The sequence below is a fragment of the Streptomyces sp. LUP30 genome (assembly GCF_001746365.1).
Lineage (GTDB): Bacteria > Actinomycetota > Actinomycetes > Streptomycetales > Streptomycetaceae > Streptomyces.
The window spans coordinates 59,561-81,246 of sequence record NZ_MJAJ01000037.1 but is presented as its reverse complement, the minus strand read 5'-3'; the positions used below and the strand labels follow the sequence as shown (position 1 = coordinate 81,246).

The following is a 21,686-nucleotide window of genomic DNA, read 5'->3' as shown; positions in this document are numbered from 1 at the left end:
GCCGTCTCCTAGTCGCGTGTCCGGCGCGCCATCACGTCCCAGAAGCGGTCCAGTTCACGGACGCGCATGCCGACCCAGCGCGGGGTCTTCCTGCGCAGCCCCCGGGGCAGCAGGCGCCGGACGCTGCCGGGCAGCAGGGCCTGTTGCTGACGGCAGAACGGCTCGCGGATCTCTCCCCGGGGCACACTGCCCCGGGGAGGGTACGGGCAGAGCTGGAACTTGCAGTCGGGCAGACAGGTCGTACCCGGTGCGGGCGGGGTCGACGTGCCGAGGCGCAGTCCGGGCCGCAACGGCTCCCGGTCGGTACGGATGCACGGCGGCAACGACATCCCGGGCTGTTCCATGCGGGCCAGGCGTTCCTCGACCTCGTCCGGGTGCCCGTCCCGCTCGACGAGATTCAGCATCACCAGTACGTCGGCGACGAGACGTTGGGCACGCGCGTCGAGGGTGCTCCAGCCGACCGAGGGGGGAATCCACAGGCTGTGCCTGCGGTGTCCCCCGGTGCCGCCCGCGCGGGCGCCGATGTTGTCCGCGACGCCCTTCTCGTCGATCCACAGGAACCGCTCGGGCCGCCCGGTCTCCAGAGCGAGGGCTGCCAGGTCGCCGGCCTCCGCGACGAACGGATGCAGACACCGCCGGCCGGGTCCGCCGCGCCCGCCCGGGCGTCCCGGCGGCGCGTTCACCGTGCCCGCCATCGACAGCCAGCGCTCCACCGTCTGCACGGCGCCGGCCCCGCCGAGCAGCTGGAACGGCTGGGGCCCGTCGGGGTGGCCGCCGGCCGCGTCCGGAAGCTCCCACAGGCACAGCGCCTGGAGCAGGCTGAGCTGGGAGTACCAGCAGCGCGACTGCTGCAGCACGGTCTCCGCCTGACGGATCAGATCGTCCCGGCCGCCCAGGTAGGTGTGCGGGTGTCGTCGGCGCCGGTTGGCCGCGTACTTGAAGCCCTGAGCCAGCGCGGCCTCGAGAGCCAGGGGGAGATCGGGGGCGCCACCGGTGAACTCCGGGTCGAGGTGGCGCAGCCATTTGGCAAGGCGTTCCCGGGCCTCGTCGCGATGGGCCTCGTCGACGGAGCCCAGGAGCATCGGGAGCATCCAGGCCCGCATCACGAACTCCCGGAAGAGGTCGACCCGTCGCTCCCGGTAGCGCCGGTTCAGCTCCCTGCGGTCCTCCTGCAGCCGCCCGATGTCCTCGTCCGACGCGCTCCCCCGGGACGTGCGGGCGGCCCGCGCACTCCCCATGCGCGCGGCCCAGGCCTCGTACTCCCGTCTCTTCCAGGCCCGCAGCCTGTCGAGCCGGTCGTTGTACTCCTGCACGGGGTCGGTGTTCAGGCCGACGCGCTCGCGGATCACGGCGAACGCCGCGTTGCCCCCGGCCCCGAACTCCTGGGCGACGACGAGACGGATGGAGTAGGAGGGTTCGCGGATGGCCAGTTGGAAGAGCTCCCAGTACAGCGGGGTGGTGTCGATCCGGTCGGAGACCAGCCGCAGCGCGGCTCCCAGCTGTTTGAGCACTCTGCGCTTGGCGTCCCTCAGGGTTCGCCGGTCCCCCCTCATGCCGGGCCAGTGTGCGCGCACCGCGGTGACGATTTCGCGCAGATGTCTCGGGTCGGCCTCGGCGCTCTCGATCTCCAGGGCGGCCGCGTAGAGGTCCAGGGCCTTGGGGTCGTCGGTGCGGCGGCCCGCGGCGGCGCACAGACGGCGGGCGAGCAGGTGGCCCCGCCCGGGTTTCTGCCCCGCCGGATCCGCGATCCCCCTCCGCGTCCCGGCCCCGTGCTCCCGGGCCGAAGGGGCCGTCTGCCCGCGGGACAACAGGACGAGGGCGATGAGCAGTTCGCGGCTGGGTCCCGGCGGCTGCAGCGCCTGCTCGGCCAGGTCCGCGGCGCCCCGCTCCCCCAACTGACCCAGCAGGCGACAGCCGAAGTAGGCCTGGACGATGCTGTGCGGGAAGCGGATCCTGTGCTCTGATCCCTCCACCAGTCTGAGCCTGCTCGCCTGGGCCGCGAAGCGGGCGAGGACGGCATGACACTGGTCCAGGTTGCCCTCGCGGAGCCGCCTGCGCTCCTCGTCGCCGAGCCGCTCGCACAGCGCGTCCCAGATCTGCTGCCGGTGCCAGTCGGAGGAGGCTTTGCAGCGCTTTCCGTACTGGTCGAAGCCGCGGTCGGCCCACAGGTGCTCGGCTCGGGCCCATGCGCGCCGCCAGGGGCCGGGGTGCAGGACGTCCGGGTCGAGCAACTCCGCGAAGCCGACCTCCAGCTTGTCCTGGAGGAGTCCGACGCAGGCCAGGGCGCAGACCACTTCGAGCGTGTCCCGGCGCTCCTGCGGGACCAGGGCGACGTCGTCACGCAGCTTCCCCTCGCACAGCGCCTCGGCCCAGGTCTCCAGCAGCCGGAGCCGCAGGGTGGCGCGGTCGGGGCGGTGGACGCCGCTGTGCTGCGGATCGTGGTCCGGACGGTCGAGCTCCAGCATGTCCCGCCGGTGCAGCTCACGGGCGATCTGGAGGTAGATCGGCGACTCGGTCACCTCGGCCGTCTCCACGATCCAGTCCACCCGGCCCTCGTCGGTCTCCGGTACGCCCGCCTCGACGAAGCGCAGCGCCTCCTCCTCGCTGAGCGGTTCCAGCACCACGATGGCGGCGGAGGTGGTCTCCAGCGGGCTGTGCGGCCGGGAGGCGATGACGAGGGGCAGCTTCTCCTCGTGGGCGCGCTCGATGGCCCGGCGGATGACGTTGTCCCGGTTCTGCTGCCGGCCGTCGTCGAGAAGGGCCTCCTCGAGGCCGTCGGCGAGGACGACCGGCTTGTCGTCGGCGAGGAGTTGCTGCCACACCCGGTCGGTCTTGCTGCGCGCCAGAATGCCCTTGGGCGCTTCCTGGGCGAAGCGCTGCCTGGCCAGACGTTCGAAGTTGAGGTCGGCGCCGTCCACCACGTCCCGGAGTCTGACGGGCACCGGTACGGCGTTCTGGCGGGCCAGGAGTTCGGTGAGCCGTACGAGGACGGCCGTCTTCCCCGCTCCGACGCCGCCGACGAGCAGGTACGGCCGCCGGGTGTCGCGCTCCCGCAGCCGCTCGGCGATGACCTGGGCGATGTCCTCGCGGCCCACGATCTCGCGGGTGTCGTAGCCGGCGGTGGGCACCAGGCCGCGCGGATCCCGCAGCGCCTTGGCGAGGTAGCGGCGTTTGGTCCAGCGGTACCACCAGAACAGGAAGAGCGCGGCGGCGATCGAGGCGGCGAGGACCGGACCGACGAACTTGAGGACGATGTCGAACCCCTGGTTGCCCCGCCGCCACTTCTCGAAGCTGGTCGTGTGCTGCGTGATGAGGATGAACACCCCTTCGCCGATCCAGGCGAGCAGCGTCAGCACGGCCACCACCCAGATCGCCCTGGTGACGTTGGCGTAGGAGACGCATCGGCGCCACTTTCTGGGGCGGGTGACGCCCCGGCGGGCCTCCAGACGGATCGTCAGGGAGTGCCAGCCGCCGACGAGCGCGTGTCCGGCCCGGGTTCCCGCACGTCGGAGGGGCAGGGTGGCCATCGGGGCGTCGCGTGGTCGCTCCTTGCCGGGCGGATGGCGGACGACCCTCGTCATGGCGTTCTCCTTCGGAGTTCCGGAAGCGTTCCCGGTACGGAGGACTCGCGGAGGGAGGATTCACGCGGCGCCGACGGCTACTTCCATGGAAGCACTCCCGGCACGCTCCGCAACCCGGGCCTCCGGCACACTCGGGTCAATGGACTTCGAAATACGGCAGGTCGCGCCTGCCGAACACGACGCCCTCGGCGAGCTCACCGCCCGGGCCTATCTGGACGACGGCCTCCTCGACTTCGGCGAGAGCGACTCGTATCTGCACGAGCTGAAGGACGTGGCGAAGCGGGCGGCCGCCGCCGAGGTCCTGGTGGCCGTGGCCGACGAGCGCGTGCTCGGCGGGCTCACCTTCGTCCCGGGCCCCGGCCCCATGGCCGACATCGCGCGCCCCGGCGAGGCGGAGATCAGGATGCTCGCGGTCGGGCGGGCGGCCCGCGGCCGCGGGGTCGGCGAGGCTCTGGTGCGGGCCTGCGTCGAGCGGGCGCGCGCCCTGGAGGGCTGCACGACGGTCGTGCTGTCGACGCAGCGCACCATGCGCGCCGCCCACCGGATCTACGAACGCCTCGGCTTCGCCCGCACACCCGAGCGGGACTGGAGCCCCCTGCCGGAGTCGCCCGACATCACTCTGCTCACCTATCAGTTGACGCTCTGAAACCACCACGACACTACATCTGGGGTTGGCGTGACGGGTGGGCACAAGATGTATGCTCATGCTCGCTGTCGCCGCAGGGGAATCCGGTGCGAATCCGGAACTGTCCCGCAACGGTGTACTCGCGTGCATCCATACCCATATGGGCACGCCTGTTCAGTCCGAGGTCCTGCCGACAGCGTGCCCGGCCGTCCGGTCCGGGCCCCTGACGTCCGGGCCTCGCGGAGTGGGCCGGTGGACGCGACGCCCCCGCGCGCTCGTGTGCTGCCCCCTGCCCTGCGCCAGGCCCCCCGCCGAGCGAGGGAGTGCCCCACGTGACCATCGCGCCAGCCGAACCGGTTTCAGTCGCCGAACTGGAGACCGACGGTCCCGGGACCGCGTTGCTGCGTACCCTGACCGAGCTGACCGCCGATCTGCCCGACGCCGACCCCGGCCGGGTCGCCGCCGCGGCCCTGCGCGGCCGGTCTGCACGGGCTGCCTCCGAGATCACCGCGGAGCTGCGCGAGCTGGCCACGGAGGCGGCCGCCGGCCTGATCTCCGAGGACCCGGCCTACTCGAAGCTGGCCGCCCGGCTGCTGACGATCAGCATCGCCGCGGAGGCCGCCTCCCAGGGCGTCACGTCGTTCACCGAGTCGGTCGCGGTCGGCCACCGCGAGGGCCTGATCGCGGATCGCACCGCCGAGTTCGTGCGCGTCCACGCGGCCCGCCTCGACGCGCTGATCGACGAGCGGGCCGACGACCGCTTCGGCTACTTCGGACTGCGCACCCTGCACAGCCGCTACCTCCTGCGGCACCCGATCACCCGCAAGGTCGTCGAGACGCCCCAGCACTTCCTGCTGCGCGTCGCCTCCGGTCTCGCCGAGGACGACACGGTCCGCGCCGTGGACGAGGTCGCCGCGCTCTACGGACTGATGAGCCGGCTGGACTACCTCCCGTCCTCCCCCACGCTCTTCAACTCCGGCACCCGGCACCCCCAGATGTCGTCCTGCTACCTCCTCGACTCCCCGCTGGACGAGCTGGACTCCATCTACGACCGCTACCACCAGGTGGCCCGGCTGTCGAAGCACGCCGGCGGCATCGGTCTGTCGTACTCCCGCATCCGCAGCCGCGGTTCGCTGATCCGCGGCACCAACGGGCACTCCAACGGCATCGTGCCGTTCCTGAAGACGCTGGACGCCTCGGTCGCCGCGGTGAACCAGGGCGGGCGGCGCAAGGGCGCGGCCGCGGTCTACCTGGAGACCTGGCACTCCGACATCGAGGAGTTCCTGGAACTGCGCGACAACACCGGTGAGGACGCCCGGCGTACGCACAACCTGAACCTCGCGCACTGGATCCCGGACGAGTTCATGCGCCGGGTCAACGCCGACGAGCCGTGGTCGCTGTTCTCGCCCGCCGACGTGCCCGAGCTGGTCGACCTGTGGGGCGAGGAGTTCGACGCGGCCTACCGGTCGGCCGAGGCGAAGGGGCTCGCCAAGAAGACCATTCCCGCCCGTGACCTCTACGGCCGCATGATGCGCACCCTCGCGCAGACCGGCAACGGCTGGATGACGTTCAAGGACGCCGCCAACCGCACCGCCAACCAGACGGCCGAGCCGGGTCATGTCGTCCACTCCTCCAACCTCTGCACGGAGATCCTGGAGGTCACCGACGACGGCGAGACGGCCGTGTGCAACCTGGGCTCGGTGAACCTGGGCGCGTTCGTCGACACGGCGGGCGGCGACATCGACTGGGAGCGGCTGGACGAGACCGTCCGCACGGCCGTCACCTTCCTCGACCGCGTCGTCGACATCAACTTCTACCCGACCGAGCAGGCGGGCCGCTCCAACGCCCGCTGGCGTCCGGTCGGGCTGGGCGCGATGGGTCTGCAGGACGTCTTCTTCAAGCTGCGCGTCCCCTTCGACTCGCCCGAGGCCAAGGCCCTCTCCACCCGTATCGCGGAGCGCGTGATGCTCGCCGCGTACGAGGCCTCCGCCGACCTGGCCGAGCGCAACGGCCCCCTCCCCGCCTGGGAGAAGACCCGTACGGCCAGGGGCGTGCTGCACCCCGACCACTACGGCGTCGAGTTCGCCTGGCCGGAGCGCTGGGCGGCCCTGCGCGAGCGGATGGCGGCGACCGGTCTGCGCAACTCGCTGCTGCTCGCCATCGCGCCCACCGCCACCATCGCCTCCATCGCGGGCGTGTACGAGTGCATCGAGCCGCAGGTGTCCAACCTGTTCAAGCGCGAGACGCTGTCCGGCGAGTTCCTCCAGGTCAACTCGTACCTGGTGCAGGAGCTCAAGGAGCTCGGCGTCTGGGACGCGCGCACCCGTGAGGCGCTGCGCGACGCGAACGGCTCGGTGCAGGGCTTCGCGTGGATCCCGGCGGAGGTGCGGGCGCTGTACCGCACGGCGTGGGAGATCCCGCAGCGTGGCCTGATCGACATGGCCGCCGCCCGCACCCCGTTCCTGGACCAGGCCCAGTCCCTGAACCTGTTCCTGGAGACGCCGACCATCGGCAAGCTCTCCTCCATGTACGCGTACGCCTGGAAGTCGGGCCTGAAGACGACGTACTACCTGCGCTCGCGCCCGGCGACCCGCATCGCCCGCGCCGCCCGGGCCCAGGCGCAGCCCGAGACCACCATCCCCGTGCAGCAGGCGGCCGACCCCGACGCCGTCGCCTGCTCCCTTGAGAACCCCGAGTCCTGCGAGGCCTGCCAGTAATGACCGCCGCACCCGAGAAGACCGAGAAGAACCTGCTCGACCCGGGCTTCGAGCTGACCCTGCGCCCGATGCGCTACCCCGACTTCTACGAGCGCTACCGGGACGCCATCAAGAACACCTGGACCGTCGAGGAGGTCGACCTCCACTCGGACGTCGCGGACCTCGCGAAGCTGTCCGAGGGCGAGCAGCACATGATCGGCCGGCTGGTCGCGTTCTTCGCGACGGGCGACTCGATCGTGGCGAACAACCTCGTGCTGACGCTGTACAAGCACATCAACTCCCCCGAGGCGCGCCTGTACCTGTCCAGGCAGTTGTTCGAGGAGGCCGTGCACGTCCAGTTCTATCTGACGCTGCTGGACACCTACCTGCCCGATCCGCAGGACCGGGCGGCCGCCTTCGACGCGGTGGAGAACATCCCCTCCATCCGCGAGAAGGCCGAGTTCTGCTTCAGGTGGATCAACGAGGTCGAGAAGCTGGAGCGGCTGGAGTCCCAGGCCGACCGCCGCCGCTTCCTGCTCAACCTGATCTGCTTCGCCGCGTGCATCGAGGGCCTGTTCTTCTACGGGGCCTTCGCGTACGTCTACTGGTTCCGCAGCCGGGGTCTGCTGCACGGCCTGGCGACCGGGACCAACTGGGTGTTCCGCGACGAGACGATGCACATGAGCTTCGCCTTCGAGGTGGTCGACACCGTGCGCAAGGAGGAGCCGGAGCTCTTCGACGACCGGCTCCAGGAGCAGGTCGTCGACATGCTCCGGGAGGCGGTCGAGGCCGAGCTGCAGTTCGCGCGCGACCTGTGCGGCGAGGGCCTGCCGGGCATGAACACCGACTCCATGAGGCAGTACCTGGAGTGCGTCGCCGACCAGCGCCTCACGCGCCTCGGCTTCGCCCCGGTGTACGGCTCGGAGAACCCGTTCTCCTTCATGGAGCTGCAGGGCGTTCAGGAGCTGACCAACTTCTTCGAGCGCCGTCCGTCGGCGTACCAGGTCGCGGTGGAGGGCACCGTCGACCTGGACGAGGACTTCTGAGTCCAAGTCGCGGACCGAGCCGGCCGCGTGGCCTGAGCGGCCTTCACCTGACGGTCCAGCCGGCGCTCGTGGCGAAGTCCCACGAGCGCCGGACCCGCGAGGAGGAGGAAGAGGGCCAGGACGGTGAGGTACTCACTGAGTGCGTTCATGAGGTAAGCGTCGTACGCGGTGAACGCTCCTGACAGTGGCAGGACTGCCGTACACCTTCAAATTACTGCCACTTCCGGTGCACACTGGCGGCATGCTGAACAACGTGGCCGTGATCCTGCTGGACGGTGTGCACCCCTTCGAGCTGGGCGTGGTCTGCGAGGTCTTCGGGATCGACCGCAGCGACGAGGGGCTGCCGGTCTACGACTTCGCCGTCGCTTCCGCGGAGGGGCCGACGCTGAGCACCCACGCGGGCTTCACCCTGGGCACCGAGCACGGGCTCGAACGGCTGGAGAGCGCCGACCTGATCGCCGTCCCCGCCGGGGAGACGTACGGGAGCCGGGAGTTCCCGCCGGAGCTGCTCGACGCGCTGCGCCGGGCCGTGGACCGGGGCACGCGCGTGCTCAGCGTCTGTTCCGGGGCGTTCGTGCTGGGCGCTGCGGGCCTGCTGGACGGGCGGCGCTGCGCCGTCCACTGGCGGCACGCCGAGCAGCTGGCCCGGGAGTATCCGCGCACGAGGGTCGAACCCGACGTCCTCTACGTCGACGAGGACCCGGTGATCACCTCGGCCGGGACGGCCGCGGGCATCGACGCCTGTCTGCACATCGTCCGCAAGGAGCAGGGCCCCGAGATCGCCAACCGGATCGCCCRGCGGATGGTGGTGCCACCGCACCGGGACGGCGGCCAGGCCCAGTACATCGAGCGGCCGTTGCCCCGGTCGCGGTGCGACACCGTCGGCGAGGTGCTCGCCTGGATGGAGCAGCACCTCGACGAGGAGGTCACGGTCGAGCAGCTCGCCGAACGCGCCCACATGTCCCCGCGCACCTTCGCCCGGCGCTTCCAGCAGGAGACGGGCACCACCCCCTATCGATGGCTGCTGCGCCAGCGCGTGCTGCTGGCGCAGCAGCTGCTGGAGGCGACGGACGAGACGGTGGACGCGATCGCCTGGCGGGCCGGGTTCGGCACGGCGGGCGCGCTGCGCCACCAGTTCGTGCAGGCGCTGGGGACGACCCCCAACGCCTACCGACGCACGTTCCGCGGTCCACGCGCCGCGGCCTGAGCAGCGGCTCTCACCCCGGTGTCGCCCGCAGCAGCAGCCGGCGCGGCCGGAGCGTGATGCCGATGTGCGTCCGGTTGTCCGAGCCCGGCGCCGGCTCGAAGCGGAACGCGTTCGCCACCACCGCCGTGATCAGCGTCAGCTCGGCCATCGAGAAGTGGTCGCTCGGGCACTTGCGATTGCCGACGCCGAACGGCGTCATGGCGTATTTCGGCAGCTTCGGGGAGCCGCCGGGCAGCCAGCGGTCCGGGTCGAACTCCGTGTGCCGCTCGTACGACCGCGGATCGCGCTGAACCGCGTACGGGCTGTACACGATGTCCGCTCCGGCGGGAATGCGGTATCCGCCGAGCTCCGTGTCGGTCACCGCGCGCCGGGTCAATATCCATACGGCGGGATACAGCCGCATGGTCTCGACCACGACATTGGCGGTGTGCTGCAGCTTTCGGACGTCGGCGAATGCGACCGGCCGGTCGCCGACAACGTTTTTCACCTCTTCGCGGATCTTGTCCACCTGATCCGGGTGCTCGGTGAGCACGTGGAGCAACGACATGACCACCGAGCCGGCGGTTTCGCTGCCCGGGGTGAGTATCGCGACCACCTGGTCGTGGATCTCCTGTTCCCCGATGGGTTCGCCATTCTCGTCCTTCGCCTCCAGCAAAGCCGTCAGCAAATCGTTCGGTTTTTGACCGGATGCCCTGCGGTCGGCGACGATCTCGTCCACCAGCCGGTGCAGATCGGCCAGCGCCCGGTTGAATTTGCGGTTGGCCGGAACCGGCACTCGATAAAGCGGCCCGAGCGGCACCACCATGCGCTGGTACATACCGGCGAACAGGGTGGCGAGCGCGGAGGTGATGCGCTCGGACCGGGCGTCCATGTAGCTGCCGCGCATCAGACAGCGGGCCGAGATGCGCACGGACACCCGGAAGGCCTCCGCGGTGACGTCGAGAACCTCGCCCTTCGTCCAGCGCTCGACGAGCGCGTACGCCTCCTCCTCCATGATCGGCCCGTAGCCGGGAATGGCGTCGAGCCGGAACGCGGGCTGGATCGTGCGCCGCTGGCGGCGGTGGAGCGGCCCGTTGGCCGTGGCCACGCCCTCCTTGCCGAGCAGGCTCTCCAGGGACTCCCACAGAGGCCCGGAGATGATGTAGTCCGGGCTGAGCGCCAGGGCCCCGGTGAGCTCCGGCGCGGTGACGGCGTACACCGTCTTGGGGCCGAGCTTGAGGCGTACCACGTCGCCGTGGTCCCGCAGCCGGGCCATGAAGGCCAGCGGGTCGCGGGCCAGCTTCCAGCCGTGCCCGAGGAGCGGGACTCCGCCACCCGCCACCGGTGGCTCACTCGGTTCCCGGGTCCCGGAGGTCACGGGCTTCACCGACTCGACGGTCATTTCTCACCTGCCGCTTCGTTGTTGACGTACGGGGGCGTGGACCGGTCGTCCCAGTTGTCGACCATGTAGCGGCCGGACTCGTGGTGGAACCAGTAGACGGAACTGAACCAGTTGCGCATATTTCCGAGGCAGGCCCTGACGGCGGTGCCGAGTTCCCGTCCGCGTACCGTCCCGTCTTCGAGTCGGTCGGCGAGGCGCAGAACGTCCTTCTCGACGACGAGAAACTCGGATATGCATTCGTCGACGCGTCGGCGAAGCTCTTCGACCGCCTCTTCGAGGGTCATTCCCTCATGGGTGATGAGACTGATTCCGAGATTGTGCACCTCGTCGCCCGCCAATTCCTTGGGCAGCGAGCAGAGGTCGTTGTACCAGGCGGCGAATTCTTGACTCAGCAGGGCCGCCCGCCGATATGCCGGGTGTTTCCGTACCGAGGGCGGGAGTTCGCAGCCCGCACTCGGTTCCAGCAGATCGGTCCAGATCCAGTGCGCGAAGGTCAGCCGTCGCAGCGCGAGGTATTCCTCGACACCGGGAATGCGCCCTGCGACTCGGTTGTGGAATTCGCGGTCGTACGCCTCGATCACGGTGTGGAAGTGACGGGCGAACCGCGCGTTCCAGGTGTCGGGAAGGAAGGAGTACAGCCGGGCCACTGCGTCCGCGAGCCCGGCGACCAGCGGGTCCGGATGGCGCAGATGAGCCGCCGGGGAGTCCAGAGCCGCGTGCAAGCGGAACCTGAGTCGCCGCCAGGACGAGGCCCGGCCGTGCACGACGTCACGGTCGTGCCGGTCGTCCCAGACGAAGAACCATGCGCTGTAGTCCGCGATGGCCTGCATGACCTCGTCCGGTGCGCCGAGGTAGTAGCCGGCCATCAAGTCCGTATAGCACAGACCGTCGGCATATTCGGCGACCTTGTCCGCCGGCATCAACCGCTTTTCCAGCAGCCAGGAGCGGGTCTTCTCCTGCAACTGGGGCCAATACGGATGCAGTTGCCGGAGAAACGCCGCCTCGATGACCGGAAGAGAGAGCGAGGGAGGGACCGCGGGCGCGGTCACCGTCGCAGTGGTGCTGTATGTGGTGCTGTATGGGAAAGCTGGCACGAACAACCCCTCTCAGCCGCCAGTGGGCGCACACCCCTCCCGCCGTGCCGGGCGTGCGCCGTTGCGTATCCCCGCACTTCCCATTCAGCACTACAACTGACCGTTCTGGGAACGGATTTGCTTCATTCACTACCCCAACATGCCGAGAATCCGCCCCTGCATGACTGGTTATGGATCAACAGATGTGCGGTACATGTGCGTAAACGATCGAACGTCCGACGGACATACGAACGACGCCTGGCGGGAGGCATCCCGGCCAGGCGTCGTTCGGGTGTGGGTCGTGCTCAGTCGTTGGCGACCACGGGGTAGCGGGGCTCGTTCTCGGCCATCTGCCGCAGGGCGTCCTTGCGCTCCCGCTTGGACAGCCGGTCGATGTAGAGGTACCCGTACAGGTGATCCGTCTCGTGCTGCAAACACCGTGCGAAGTACCCGGTGCCCCGCACCTTGATCGGGTTGCCGTGCTCGTCCTGCCCGGTGACCTCGGCGTAGTCGGGGCGGGCGAGCGGCGCGTAGGCGGTGGGCACCGACAGACAGCCCTCGTTGCTGTCGTCCAGCCGCCGCCGGTCCGCGGGCAGTTCCACCAGCCTGGGGTTGCAGACGACGCCGGTGTGCCGCAGGCCCTCGTCGTCCGGACAGTCGTAGACGAACACCTTCAGACCGACGCCGATCTGGTTGGCGGCCAGGCCCACGCCCTCGGCGGTGTGCTGCGAGGCGAACATGTCCGCGACCAGCTGCCGCAGCTCCTCGTCGAACTCGGTGACGTCCCTGCACTCCTTGTGCAGCACCGGGTTCCCGACGACGGTGATCGGCCGTGAGACGCCGGCCTCGCGCCAGGCCAGCTCACGCTCCTGCGCCTTCTCGGTGTCGATGACGAAGCCCTCGTCGTCCACGGGGAGCACGCCCGCGTGCTGCTGATCGGTGTCCTGCTGCGCCATGACCGACGATGCCTTCCTCAAACAGACAGGGGGTGAATGCTCGATACAGGGTACGGGCAGCGCCCCCCTCGGGGACGCGGGCCGTATCGATGTGCGGCTCCGCCGCGACCGGGTTCTCGGCTCAGGCGAAGCCGGAAGCGGGGAAGCGGCCGGCCCCGGCGAACGCGCGGCCGACGTCGGTCAGCACACCTCTTCGAGATCCCGCCAGTCCCTCGAATCGGGGCTGTCGGCGACCCACCCGTCCAGCAGCCCCCGGACGAGCGAAGCCGGCGCGGCCACCCCGCACTCCCGCTCCGGAACCCACAGCTGGCCGTCGGTGCGATGGCCGAGCGGGCCCGGATGACCGGGCTCGCTGTGGTCGTGCGGGTCGAGATGCTCGCCGTCGCCCTCGTCGGAGGGCATCCGCGACTCCGAGCACATCCGGCACAGCAACCGGACCGACGAGGACCAGTCCTCCGCTGCGAAGCCCGCGTCGGCGGCCAGCTGCTCCAGCGCGTCCCGGTCCGACTCGGTGGCCGCCTCCAGCAGGACCACCCAGGTCGGCACCGGGGACGGGGCCCACAGCTCGATCTCGTCGAAGACCGGGTAGGAGTGGCCGGTCGACGTGGTCCGCTCGCCGTGCGGCACCCCGTCGTGCAGCACGACCTCGCCCCAGCGCCGCCCGGAGGAGGGCAGCGGGATCGACAGCACCTCGATGCGGGCGGGGTCCAGCCGCCGCCCCCACACCACCTCGGCCTCGCCCTCGGGCGACAGCCGCACGGCCGCGCTGCCCAGCTCCATCCCGAGGGGTTCGCCCGCGCCGGTGGCCTCGCCGGGCACGTGCAGTCCGTAGGCCTGCCAGGCCCGGCGGGCCAGCGGCCAGTCCTGCAGGGCGGTGGCGGCGATGCCGACGTTCCACCAGTCGGGGGCCCCGGCACCGCGGTCGAGCAGCGCGACGGCCCGCAGACCCGCCGTACGGGCCTGCTCCCAGTCGTGCCGGAACTTGTGCAGCAGGGCGAGGTTGAACCAGGACTCGGACAGCCAGGGCTCCAGGTCGGCGGCACGTGTCAGCAGCGCGCCCGCGTCCTCGTACCGCCCGTCGCCGATCAGCGTGAACGCGCGATCGGTGGCCTGCCGCCAGGAGGCGGAGGGCCGGTGCCGTCCCTTGCCGAAGATCCTCACGATTCCCGCCTGCCAGTTCCGTTCTGTGGGCTGGCCAGTGCCCCCGGACACTCTCTCCCTCGCATCCAACCACGTGTGGCCGCAGGGCCGCTCATTACCCATGGGTTACCCACCCGCGGGCAAGGTCAGACGGCCTTTCGACAGCACCCTGGCCAGCGCCTCGACCACCTCGGGCGCATACTCCCCGCCGGTGCCCAGACGCAGCTCCTCCAGGGCGCTCAGGGCCCCGCCGGGACCGCTGCCCCGAACCTTCTCGTCGTATGCGTTCACCACCCGGACTATGCGGGCCGACACCGGTTGCTCCGGGTAGGGGTCGGCCTGCCGTTCCACCACCGTCGCCACCTGGGCGCTCGCCCCCGTCTGACGGACGACGGCCCCGCCCAGCAGCGCGATCCGCCGCTGCTCCGCCGCGGGCAGGCCGGCGGTGGCCCCGGCCGGGACCGGGTCGACGAGGCTGAGCTGTCCGATGTCGTGCATCAGGGCCGCGTACTCCAGGACGGTCAGCTCGGGCTCCGGGAGTCTCAGATCGCGCCCCACGGCCTGGCTGAGGACCGCGACCCGGCGGGCGTGCCCGGCCGGGGTGTACCCGGCGATCTCGGTGGCGCGGGCCAGGGAGGCGATGGTCTGCCGGTAGGTGGCCCGCACGGCCGCGTAGCGGCGCAGGGACAGCTGGGTGAGCAGCAGCGGCACCGAGAACACGGGCAGCGCCCACAGCCCGACCACGGCGACCGCGAGGGCCATCACCGCGCCCGTCGCGCACACCGCCGAGCCGATCCCGGGCACCGCCCGCAGTTCGTCCCGCAGCAGGGGGGCGAACGGCCAGCCGGTGCGGGAGCAGGCGAGGGCGGCGGCGACCACGGCGTCGCACAGGACGGTCAGGACCAGCAGCGCGAGCAGCAGCAGCGCGTAGGCGGGACCGCTCCAGCCGTCGAACGCCCCGCGGTTGTAGAGGGGCTGGAAGCAGACGGCGGCGAACCCGACGGCCAGGACACGCCGGACCAGGTGGTCGAGGACGGGGCCCTCTCCGCGCGCCAGGTACGGCACGCCGCCCAGCAGGGACGCGGCGGCGACGACCACGACGACCTGCGCGACCCCGTGGTGGGTGGGGTGTCCGGCGTGCTCCCCGACCAGCGCGTACGCCAGCGCGCCGGCCGCGCCGAGCGGCGCGCGCTCGCGCGGTCCGGGCCCGTCGGCGGGCGTCTCCACCGGGAGGAGCCTGGGGTCCAGGAGGGGCAGCTCACCGACGGCGACGAGGATCCCGAAGGCGAGCGCCATGGGCCGCTGGTCCACGCCGGTCAGGAACGTGACGAGGAGGCAGAGAGCCACGAGGAGGCCGGCGGCGGTGCGCAGGGCGACGAGGGCACGGCGGCCGGTCATCGGCGCGCCTCGGAGCGGTCGTCGGAGGGCCGGGCGGGCGAGGGAAGGGCGGACCCGGTCTCCTCGGCGGTCACCACCGGACGCCAGCCGTCCCGTTCGACGACCCGGGTCAGCGCCGTGACCATGCGGGGGTCGAAGTGTGCTCCGGCGCATCGGCGCAGCTCCTCCAGGGCCGCCTCGACCGGCCGGGCCCGGCTGTAGGACCGGGTGGACGTCATCGCGTCGAAGGCGTCCGCGACGGCGACCACGCGCGCGGGCTCCGGGATCTGGGCGCCCGCCAGGCCGTAGGGATAGCCGGTGCCGTCGATGCGTTCGTGGTGGTGGAGGATCGCCGAGCGGGCCTCGCCGAGGAAGGAGATGCCCCGGGTGATCTCGTGCCCGTACTCGGGGTGCAGCTCGATCACCCGGCGTTCCTCGGGCGTCAGCGGTCCGTTCTTGCGCAACAGCCGCGTGGGGACGCCGAGTTTGCCGACGTCGTGCAGGATGCCGGCGAAGCGGAGCATTTCGATCCGGGCCTCGTCCATGCCGAGTTCACGGCCGATCATCATCGAAGCCTGTCCGACGCGTTCGCTGTGTCCGCGTGTGTAGCCGTCCTTGATGTCGACCGCCTGCACCAGCGCGCGGATCGTCGCCTGATGGGCGGCGCGCTCGCGGTGGTACTGCGCGAACACCCACCAGGACACGCCCATCGGGAACAGCACGAGCAGTGCGGCCACCGGACCGTAGGGGCTGCGCCACAGCACGGCCGTCATCAGCCCGGCCAGCCCGTGCACGGCGAGGGGAGCGAGGGAGCGCAGGAACAGCCCGCGGCAGGACTGCCGCAGCGGCAGGCCCTCGGCGAGCGCGAGCATCCCGCCGTCCAGCAGGGCGAGCGCGGCGCAGAACACCAGCACGGCCGCGCCGGCCGGCACGAGGGCGAAGGGCACGTCGGAGGCGGCCACGGCCTCACGGCCGCCGAGCGCCCCGTGCACCCGGGACGCGGCCCACACGGCGAGCGCCGACTGGGCCGCCCGCCAGATCCGGCGCGGCAGGGCAGGGGACTGCTCGACGTGCGAGAACAGCGCCCCGGGCAACGGGACCAGGGCGGCCGCGGGCGGTGCGAGCAGGAAGGCCCCGGCGAGCAGCACGGGGTGGAAGGTGCCGGCGAACCTGCGCCGGGCGATCTGCTCGCCCCCGGCGTACAGGGCGGCGAGCAGGGCGACGGCCCACCAGGGGGTCCGCACGCCCGGCAGCGGGAGCAGACAGAGCAGGGCGCCGAGGGCGGCGCAGGCGACGTATCCGCGTGCCCGCGCCGGAATCCCCTCCATGACGCCTCCCCCAGCCGTGCCTGTCCAGGCTCAGGAGCCTAGGACGGCCGGGGGTGGCTTCGCGGGCGTATCACCCGCGGATTAGCACATTCGGGTGACGCGGACGGCATCCGGATCCCGAGGGAACGGGGTGCGGCCGGGGTCAGGACTCCTGCGGCGTGGCGGTCACGTCGTGCTCGGGGACGGCCTGGCCGGTGCGGATGAGATCCAGCCGCCCGAGGACCTTGGCGCGCAGGTCGCTCGGCACGTCGTCATGCCCGCAGCACCGCTTGACCAGCTTCTTCACGGCCTCCTCCAGCCCGTACTTCTCCAGGCAGGGGGAGCACTCCTCGAAGTGGTGCTGGAACTTGTCCCGGTCCAGTGGCGGCATCTCGCTGTCGAGATACTCGTACAGGTGGTCGAGGACCTCACTGCAGTCCGTCTCGTGCGGATCTCCGCAGCTCATGAGCCCGAACCTTTCGCTTCGTTCGACTCTCCGGCGCCGGCCGGGACCAGCCCGCGCTCACGGGCGTAGTCCTCCAGCATGCCGCGCAGTTGACGGCGGCCCCGGTGCAGCCGGGACATCACCGTGCCGATGGGTGTCCCCATGATGTCCGCGATCTCCTTGTACGCAAAGCCCTCCACGTCCGCGAGATACACGGCGATCCGGAACTCCTCGGGGATGGCCTGGAGCGCTTCCTTCACGTCCGAGTCGGGCAGGTGGTCCAGCGCCTGCGACTCGGCGGAGCGCAGACCGGTGGACATGTGCGACTCGGCACGCGCCAGCTGCCAGTCCTCGATCTCCTCGGCCGCGGAGCGCTGGGGCTCGCGCTGCTTCTTGCGGTACGAGTTGATGAACGTGTTGGTGAGGATCCGGTACAGCCAGGCCTTGAGGTTGGTGCCCTCCCGGAACTGGTGGAAGGACGCGTACGCCTTGGCGTACGTCTCCTGCACCAGGTCCTCGGCGTCCGCGGGGTTGCGCGTCATGCGCAGCGCGGCCGAGTACATCTGGTCGAGGAACTCGAGCGCGTCCCGCTCGAAGCGCGCAGTGCGCTCGGCGGTGGACTCCGCTGCGGTCTCCCCGCTCATGCCCTGGCCCTCGGGCAGCTCCGCCTGGCCGTTGTCGGTCCCTGCGTCGGTACCGGTGACCGGACCCACCTCCTCAAGATCGCGGGCGGAACCGAAACCGATCCCACTCGAATCGGAGGATAGACGACTACCCGTGCCCGCCGCCGCTCGAATAGGCGTGGCCTTGGCCGCATGCAGAACCGTCCAGTCCAGGTCGGCGCGGCTGCTGCGGCCGGAACCGGACTCTGTCTCTGCCGGGCGGAGCCCGTCCACCGGGTGATGGTGGATGGCGGGCGGGCAGATGGTCGAACCCATGCGGCGGACTTCCTCTCCCACTGACGTCGGTGCCTGTCTCTCAGCACTTCTGTCCGCCTCAACAGCGCCCGTCCCCCGCGCATTCCCACCCGTTCACATGAGTGACCGGGCCCACCTCACGACCCCGGCGGTGACGACCTCCAGCGCCTGCTCCTGGGTGACGGGAGCCCGCTTGGGCACGGCGAACCCGTGATCGCCGTAAGGGACTTGCACCAGTTCGTACCCGTCCTCGGGAAACTCGTCGGGCCTGCCGAACGGGTCGTTGGCGCCCTGGACGACGAGGGTCGGCCGCCCCGCCCCGAGCAGTTCGGCCGCGCGGGAGCGCTCCGGTCTGCCCGGCGGGTGCAGGGGGAAGCCGAGCGCCAGCACGGCGTGGGCGCCGAGTTCGGTCGCGGTGCGGCAGGCCACCCGTGCGCCCGCCGACCGTCCTCCGGCGATCACCGGCAGCCCGGGCGCGACGACGGCCGGCCAGATCCCGCGCCAGCCGACGTCGAGGGTCTTCGGTGCGGGCGCGACCTTCTTGCCGGCCACCCGCCACGGCTGCTCCACGAGCGCGACGCCGACGCCGTGCCCGGGCAGCACGGCCGCGAGCGCCTGGAGGTCGCGGGCCTCGACACCGCCCCCGGCGCCGTGGCTCACCGCGAGGACGAGCCGCGGCGTCCCGGCCTGGTGCCAGGTGATGCGGGCGGTGCCCGCCTCGGTCTCGACGGTCTCGCGGGTCACCCGGGTCACCCGGGTCTCGCGGGTCTCGCGGGATTCACCGGTCTCACCGGTCTCACCGGTCTCACCGGTCTCGCCGGTCACATCGGTCTCGCCGGCCCGGCCGGTCGTGCCCGTCTCGTTCGTCACATCAGAAGAGTGTGCCCTCCTCGGGCCCCTCCAGCTCCTTCAGCAGCTCCGGCCCGTTGTTGCGGACGTTGCTGACGGCAGTCGACACCGGATAGGCGCGCATCAGCCCGGCCGGCGGCGCAGCGAGCAGGGAGCGCAGGTCGTCGGCGTCCGTGCGCGCCGGGTCGAGCCAGGCGTCCCAGCGGTCCGGGGTGAGCATCAGCGGCATCCGGGGGTGGATGTCGGCGAGGGCGTGCGGCCCGTCGGCGGGGGCCACGGCGAGCGGGGACGTCTCGGCCTCGGTGGTGATCACCGAGCAGGTCGCCCACCAGGCCTGCGGGTGGTCGTCGGGCAGGGTCCGGTCCCTCCAGAACTCGTACAGGCCCGCCATCGCGAACACGTCGCCGTCGGCGGGGAGCACGAAGTAGGGCTGCTTGCGGGGCCGCTTCTTCTTCCCCTCCACCTCCAGGTCCCGCTCCTGCACGCCGGTGACCCACTCGTAGTACCCGTCGGCGGGCAGGATGCAGCGCCGGGCGGCGAACGCCCGCCGGTACGAGGGCTTCTCGTGGACGGTCTCGGCGCGGGCATTGATCATCCGCGCCGCGCCCTCGGGCGTCTTCGACCAGGACGGGACCAGTCCCCACTTCAGCCTGCGCAGCTGACGAACCGGCCGCTTGTCGTCGGCGTCCTTCAGGGGGCGGTCCAGGACGGCGTAGACCTCCTTGGTCGGCGCCACGTTGTAATCGGGCTCGAGGGACTCCTCGGGCACCCACGTCTCGATCCCGAAGGTTCCTGCGAGATCCTCGGGTCTGCGACTCGCTGCATACCGTCCGCACATACGTGCCACACTGCCAGACTCCTCGGAGAGAACGGGAGCCACCCGACACTATGGAGAGCACCGCCGCCCTCGCGCTGCCCGACCTGTGGGACCGGCTCGTCGGCACCCAGACCGACCCCGACCTGTGGGTGGTGATCGCCACCGCGGTGGCGGCCCTCGCGGTCGTCGTGCCGCACAGCCTGTGGCGGCTCTCCCGCAACGCCATCACCATCGCCCACGAGGGCGGCCACGGCCTCGTCGCGCTGTTGACCGGGCGCCAACTGACCGGGATACGGCTGCACTCCGACACCAGCGGCCTGACCGTCAGCCGGGGAAAGCCGCACGGCCTCGGCATGATCCTGACCGCCGCCGCCGGCTACACCGCTCCCCCGCTGCTCGGCCTGGGCGGAGCGGCCCTCCTGGGCGCCGGCCGCATCACCTTGCTGCTCTGGGCGGCGACGGCGCTGCTGCTGGTGATGCTGGTGATGATCCGCAACGCGTACGGCGCGCTGACCGTCGTCCTCACCGGCGGCACGTTCCTGCTCGTGTCGTGGCTGGCCGGCCCTCAGGTGCAGGCGGCCTTCGCGTACGCGGTGGTGTGGTTCCTGCTGCTGGGCGGCGTGCGGCCGGCCTTCGAGCTGCAGGCGAAGCGCTCGCGCGGCGGCGCGGGCGACTCGGACGCGGACCAGCTGTCCCGCCTGACCCATGTGCCGGCCGGCCTGTGGCTGTTCCTCTTCCACGCGGTGAGCCTGTGCGCACTGCTCGGCGGGGGCAGGTGGCTGCTCGGGCTGTGACCTGCCCGGGGTGGGCCGCCGAGGGCGTGGAGCGGGCCCGCGGGACCGAGGTCCGGGGGCCGGCCGCGGGGCGCGGGCGGGCCGGACGGCGACGCACCCGGATCCCGGCCGCGGACTAAAGTGGGCGCATGCCCGTGAACCCCGCCCACACCGCCCTTTGGCCCGCCCCGCACGCGAGCGAGGCCGTCGACGCGACGGTCCACGTGCCGGGGTCCAAGTCCGTCACCAACCGTGCCCTCGTCCTCGCCTCGCTCGCCTCCGAGCCCGGCTGGCTGCGCCGCCCGCTCCGCTCCCGCGACACCCTGCTGATGGCGGCCGCCCTGCGCGAGATGGGCGTCGGCATCGAGGAGACCGTCTCGTCCAGCTCCTCCGTGGCGGCGGGCCCGGACCGCGCCGGCGAGGCCTGGCGCGTCCTGCCCGCGGGGCTGCGCGGGCCCGCCACCGTCGACGTCGGCAACGCCGGCACGGTGATGCGCTTCCTCCCGCCGGTCGCCGCCCTCGCCGACGGCCCCGTCCGCTTCGACGGCGATCCGCGCGCGTACGAGCGTCCCCTGAACGGCGTCATCGACGCGCTGCGCGTCCTCGGCGCGCGCATCGACGACGACGACCGCGGCGCGCTGCCGCTGACCGTGCACGGCTCGGGCGGGCTGGACGGCGGCACGGTGGAGATCGACGCCTCGTCGTCGTCGCAGTTCGTGTCGGCGCTGCTGCTCTCCGCCCCGCGCTTCAACCAGGGCGTGGAGGTCCGGCACATCGGCTCGTCCCTGCCGTCCATGCCGCACATCCGGATGACGGTGGACATGCTGCGCGCGGTGGGCGCCCAGGTGGACAGCCCGGAGTCGGGCGGCGAGCCGAACGTCTGGCGGGTCACACCGGGCGCCCTGCTGGGCCGGGACCTGACGATCGAGCCGGATCTGTCCAACGCCCAGCCGTTCCTGGCGGCGGCGCTGGTGACGGGCGGCCGGGTGCTGATCCCGGACTGGCCGGCCCGTACCACCCAGCCGGGTGACCGGCTGCGCGAGATCTTCACCGAGATGGGCGGTTCCTGCGAACTGGCCGACTACGGACTGGTCTTCACCGGCTCGGGATCGATCCACGGCATCGACGTCGACCTGGGCGACGTCGGCGAGCTGACCCCGGGCGTCGCCGCGGTCGCCGCCCTCGCGGACTCCCCGTCCACCTTGCGGGGCGTGTCCCATCTGCGGCTGCACGAGACGGACCGGCTGGCCGCGCTGACCAAGGAGATCAACGAGCTGGGCGGCGACGTCACGGAGACGGCCGACGGCCTGCACATCCGTCCGCGCCGGCTGCACGGCGGGATCTTCCACACCTACGACGACCACCGCATGGCGACGGCCGGTGCGATCATCGGCCTGGCCGTGCCGGGCGTGCAGATCGAGAACGTGGCGACGACGGCGAAGACCTTGCCGGACTTCCCGGAACTGTGGACCGGGATGCTCGGGGGATAGGGATAC

Annotated in this window: 17 protein-coding genes and 1 riboswitch; of the genes, 6 read left to right on the top strand and 11 right to left on the bottom strand. The window is 71.4% G+C overall.

All coding sequences use genetic code 11. From position 1 onward, the window contains the following. Positions 1 to 8: 8 nt before the first annotated feature. Positions 9 to 3,581, bottom strand: coding sequence for an ATP-binding protein (locus BG482_RS26740; RefSeq protein ID WP_069771699.1), 3,573 nt, complete (start codon positions 3,579 to 3,581; stop codon positions 9 to 11). A gap of 139 nt (positions 3,582 to 3,720) precedes the next feature. Here BG482_RS26740 and BG482_RS26735 point away from each other — a divergent pair, with 139 nt between their 5' ends. The 4 genes from BG482_RS26735 to BG482_RS26720 all read left to right on the top strand — a co-directional run bounded on the left by BG482_RS26735 (position 3,721) and on the right by BG482_RS26720 (position 9,155). After that, positions 3,721 to 4,227, top strand: coding sequence for a GNAT family N-acetyltransferase (locus BG482_RS26735; RefSeq protein ID WP_069771698.1), 507 nt, complete (start codon positions 3,721 to 3,723; stop codon positions 4,225 to 4,227). 22 nt (positions 4,228 to 4,249) lie between these two features. Continuing rightward, positions 4,250 to 4,416, top strand: a riboswitch (cobalamin riboswitch). A gap of 122 nt (positions 4,417 to 4,538) precedes the next feature. Beyond that, entirely contained in the window at positions 4,539 to 6,923 is a 2,385-nt protein-coding gene (locus tag BG482_RS26730) for a ribonucleoside-diphosphate reductase subunit alpha (protein ID WP_069771697.1), read from the top strand. Further along, positions 6,923 to 7,948, top strand: coding sequence for a ribonucleotide-diphosphate reductase subunit beta (locus BG482_RS26725; RefSeq protein WP_069771696.1), 1,026 nt, complete (start codon positions 6,923 to 6,925; stop codon positions 7,946 to 7,948). The genes BG482_RS26730 and BG482_RS26725 overlap by 1 nt, the downstream gene beginning before the upstream one ends. A gap of 241 nt (positions 7,949 to 8,189) precedes the next feature. After that, a complete protein-coding gene (locus BG482_RS26720; protein ID WP_069771710.1) occupies positions 8,190 to 9,155 on the top strand; it encodes a GlxA family transcriptional regulator in 966 nt (321 codons plus the stop codon). Positions 9,156 to 9,165: 10 nt separating this feature from the next. On the opposite strand, the gene BG482_RS26715 is transcribed toward BG482_RS26720, so the two are convergent. The 10 genes from BG482_RS26715 to BG482_RS26670 form a co-directional block, all read right to left on the bottom strand. Further along, entirely contained in the window at positions 9,166 to 10,536 is a 1,371-nt protein-coding gene (locus BG482_RS26715; protein WP_069771695.1) for a cytochrome P450, read from the bottom strand. Beyond that, on the bottom strand, positions 10,533 to 11,630 hold the full coding sequence (cyc1, locus tag BG482_RS26710; RefSeq protein ID WP_176741468.1) for an epi-isozizaene synthase: 1,098 nt from the start codon (positions 11,628 to 11,630) through the stop codon (positions 10,533 to 10,535). Before cyc1 ends, BG482_RS26715 begins: the two co-directional genes overlap by 4 nt. A 284-nt stretch (positions 11,631 to 11,914) precedes the next feature. Beyond that, positions 11,915 to 12,565 (bottom strand): peptide deformylase, encoded by a 651-nt coding sequence (gene def / locus BG482_RS26705; protein ID WP_069771693.1) that lies wholly within the window; start codon positions 12,563 to 12,565, stop codon positions 11,915 to 11,917. A gap of 180 nt (positions 12,566 to 12,745) precedes the next feature. Further along, complete coding sequence (locus BG482_RS26700; protein ID WP_069771692.1) at positions 12,746 to 13,726, bottom strand: hypothetical protein; 981 nt, start codon at positions 13,724 to 13,726, stop codon at positions 12,746 to 12,748. Between the two features lie 105 nt (positions 13,727 to 13,831). Beyond that, on the bottom strand, positions 13,832 to 15,103 hold the full coding sequence (locus BG482_RS26695) for an HD-GYP domain-containing protein (RefSeq protein WP_069771691.1): 1,272 nt from the start codon (positions 15,101 to 15,103) through the stop codon (positions 13,832 to 13,834). After that, positions 15,100 to 16,410: an HD-GYP domain-containing protein gene (locus BG482_RS26690; protein ID WP_069771690.1), complete on the bottom strand. Its 1,311-nt coding sequence runs from the start codon at positions 16,408 to 16,410 to the stop codon at positions 15,100 to 15,102. The genes BG482_RS26695 and BG482_RS26690 overlap by 4 nt, the downstream gene beginning before the upstream one ends. A 142-nt stretch (positions 16,411 to 16,552) precedes the next feature. Next, a complete protein-coding gene (rsrA, locus tag BG482_RS26685; RefSeq protein ID WP_069771689.1) occupies positions 16,553 to 16,855 on the bottom strand; it encodes a mycothiol system anti-sigma-R factor in 303 nt (100 codons plus the stop codon). Continuing rightward, positions 16,852 to 17,547 (bottom strand): RNA polymerase sigma factor SigR, encoded by a 696-nt coding sequence (gene sigR / locus BG482_RS26680; RefSeq protein WP_069771688.1) that lies wholly within the window; start codon positions 17,545 to 17,547, stop codon positions 16,852 to 16,854. The genes rsrA and sigR overlap by 4 nt, the downstream gene beginning before the upstream one ends. A gap of 318 nt (positions 17,548 to 17,865) precedes the next feature. Continuing rightward, positions 17,866 to 18,495: an alpha/beta family hydrolase gene (locus tag BG482_RS26675; protein WP_370745890.1), complete on the bottom strand. Its 630-nt coding sequence runs from the start codon at positions 18,493 to 18,495 to the stop codon at positions 17,866 to 17,868. Positions 18,496 to 18,622: 127 nt separating this feature from the next. Then, on the bottom strand, positions 18,623 to 19,438 hold the full coding sequence (locus BG482_RS26670) for an SOS response-associated peptidase (protein ID WP_069771687.1): 816 nt from the start codon (positions 19,436 to 19,438) through the stop codon (positions 18,623 to 18,625). A gap of 50 nt (positions 19,439 to 19,488) precedes the next feature. On the opposite strand from BG482_RS26670, the gene BG482_RS26665 reads away from it, so the two are divergent. After that, positions 19,489 to 20,211, top strand: coding sequence for a M50 family metallopeptidase (locus BG482_RS26665; RefSeq protein ID WP_069771686.1), 723 nt, complete (start codon positions 19,489 to 19,491; stop codon positions 20,209 to 20,211). Between the two features lie 128 nt (positions 20,212 to 20,339). Next, on the top strand, positions 20,340 to 21,680 hold the full coding sequence (gene aroA, locus BG482_RS26660; protein WP_069771685.1) for a 3-phosphoshikimate 1-carboxyvinyltransferase: 1,341 nt from the start codon (positions 20,340 to 20,342) through the stop codon (positions 21,678 to 21,680). Positions 21,681 to 21,686: the final 6 nt, after the last annotated feature.

Bases quoted from the DNA above. Each gene is read 5' to 3' on its own strand.
- BG482_RS26740 (WP_069771699.1), bottom strand. From the start codon at position 3,581: ATGACGAGGGTCGTCCGCCATCCGCCCGGCAAGGAGCGACCACGCGAC.
- BG482_RS26735 (WP_069771698.1), top strand. From the start codon at position 3,721: ATGGACTTCGAAATACGGCAGGTCGCGCCTGCCGAACACGACGCCCTC.
- BG482_RS26725 (WP_069771696.1), top strand. From the start codon at position 6,923: ATGACCGCCGCACCCGAGAAGACCGAGAAGAACCTGCTCGACCCGGGC.
- BG482_RS26715 (WP_069771695.1), bottom strand. From the start codon at position 10,536: ATGACCGTCGAGTCGGTGAAGCCCGTGACCTCCGGGACCCGGGAACCG.
- def (WP_069771693.1), bottom strand. From the start codon at position 12,565: ATGGCGCAGCAGGACACCGATCAGCAGCACGCGGGCGTGCTCCCCGTG.
- BG482_RS26695 (WP_069771691.1), bottom strand. From the start codon at position 15,103: ATGACCGGCCGCCGTGCCCTCGTCGCCCTGCGCACCGCCGCCGGCCTC.
- BG482_RS26690 (WP_069771690.1), bottom strand. From the start codon at position 16,410: ATGGAGGGGATTCCGGCGCGGGCACGCGGATACGTCGCCTGCGCCGCC.
- rsrA (WP_069771689.1), bottom strand. From the start codon at position 16,855: ATGAGCTGCGGAGATCCGCACGAGACGGACTGCAGTGAGGTCCTCGAC.
- BG482_RS26670 (WP_069771687.1), bottom strand. From the start codon at position 19,438: ATGTGCGGACGGTATGCAGCGAGTCGCAGACCCGAGGATCTCGCAGGA.
- BG482_RS26665 (WP_069771686.1), top strand. From the start codon at position 19,489: ATGGAGAGCACCGCCGCCCTCGCGCTGCCCGACCTGTGGGACCGGCTC.
- aroA (WP_069771685.1), top strand. From the start codon at position 20,340: ATGCCCGTGAACCCCGCCCACACCGCCCTTTGGCCCGCCCCGCACGCG.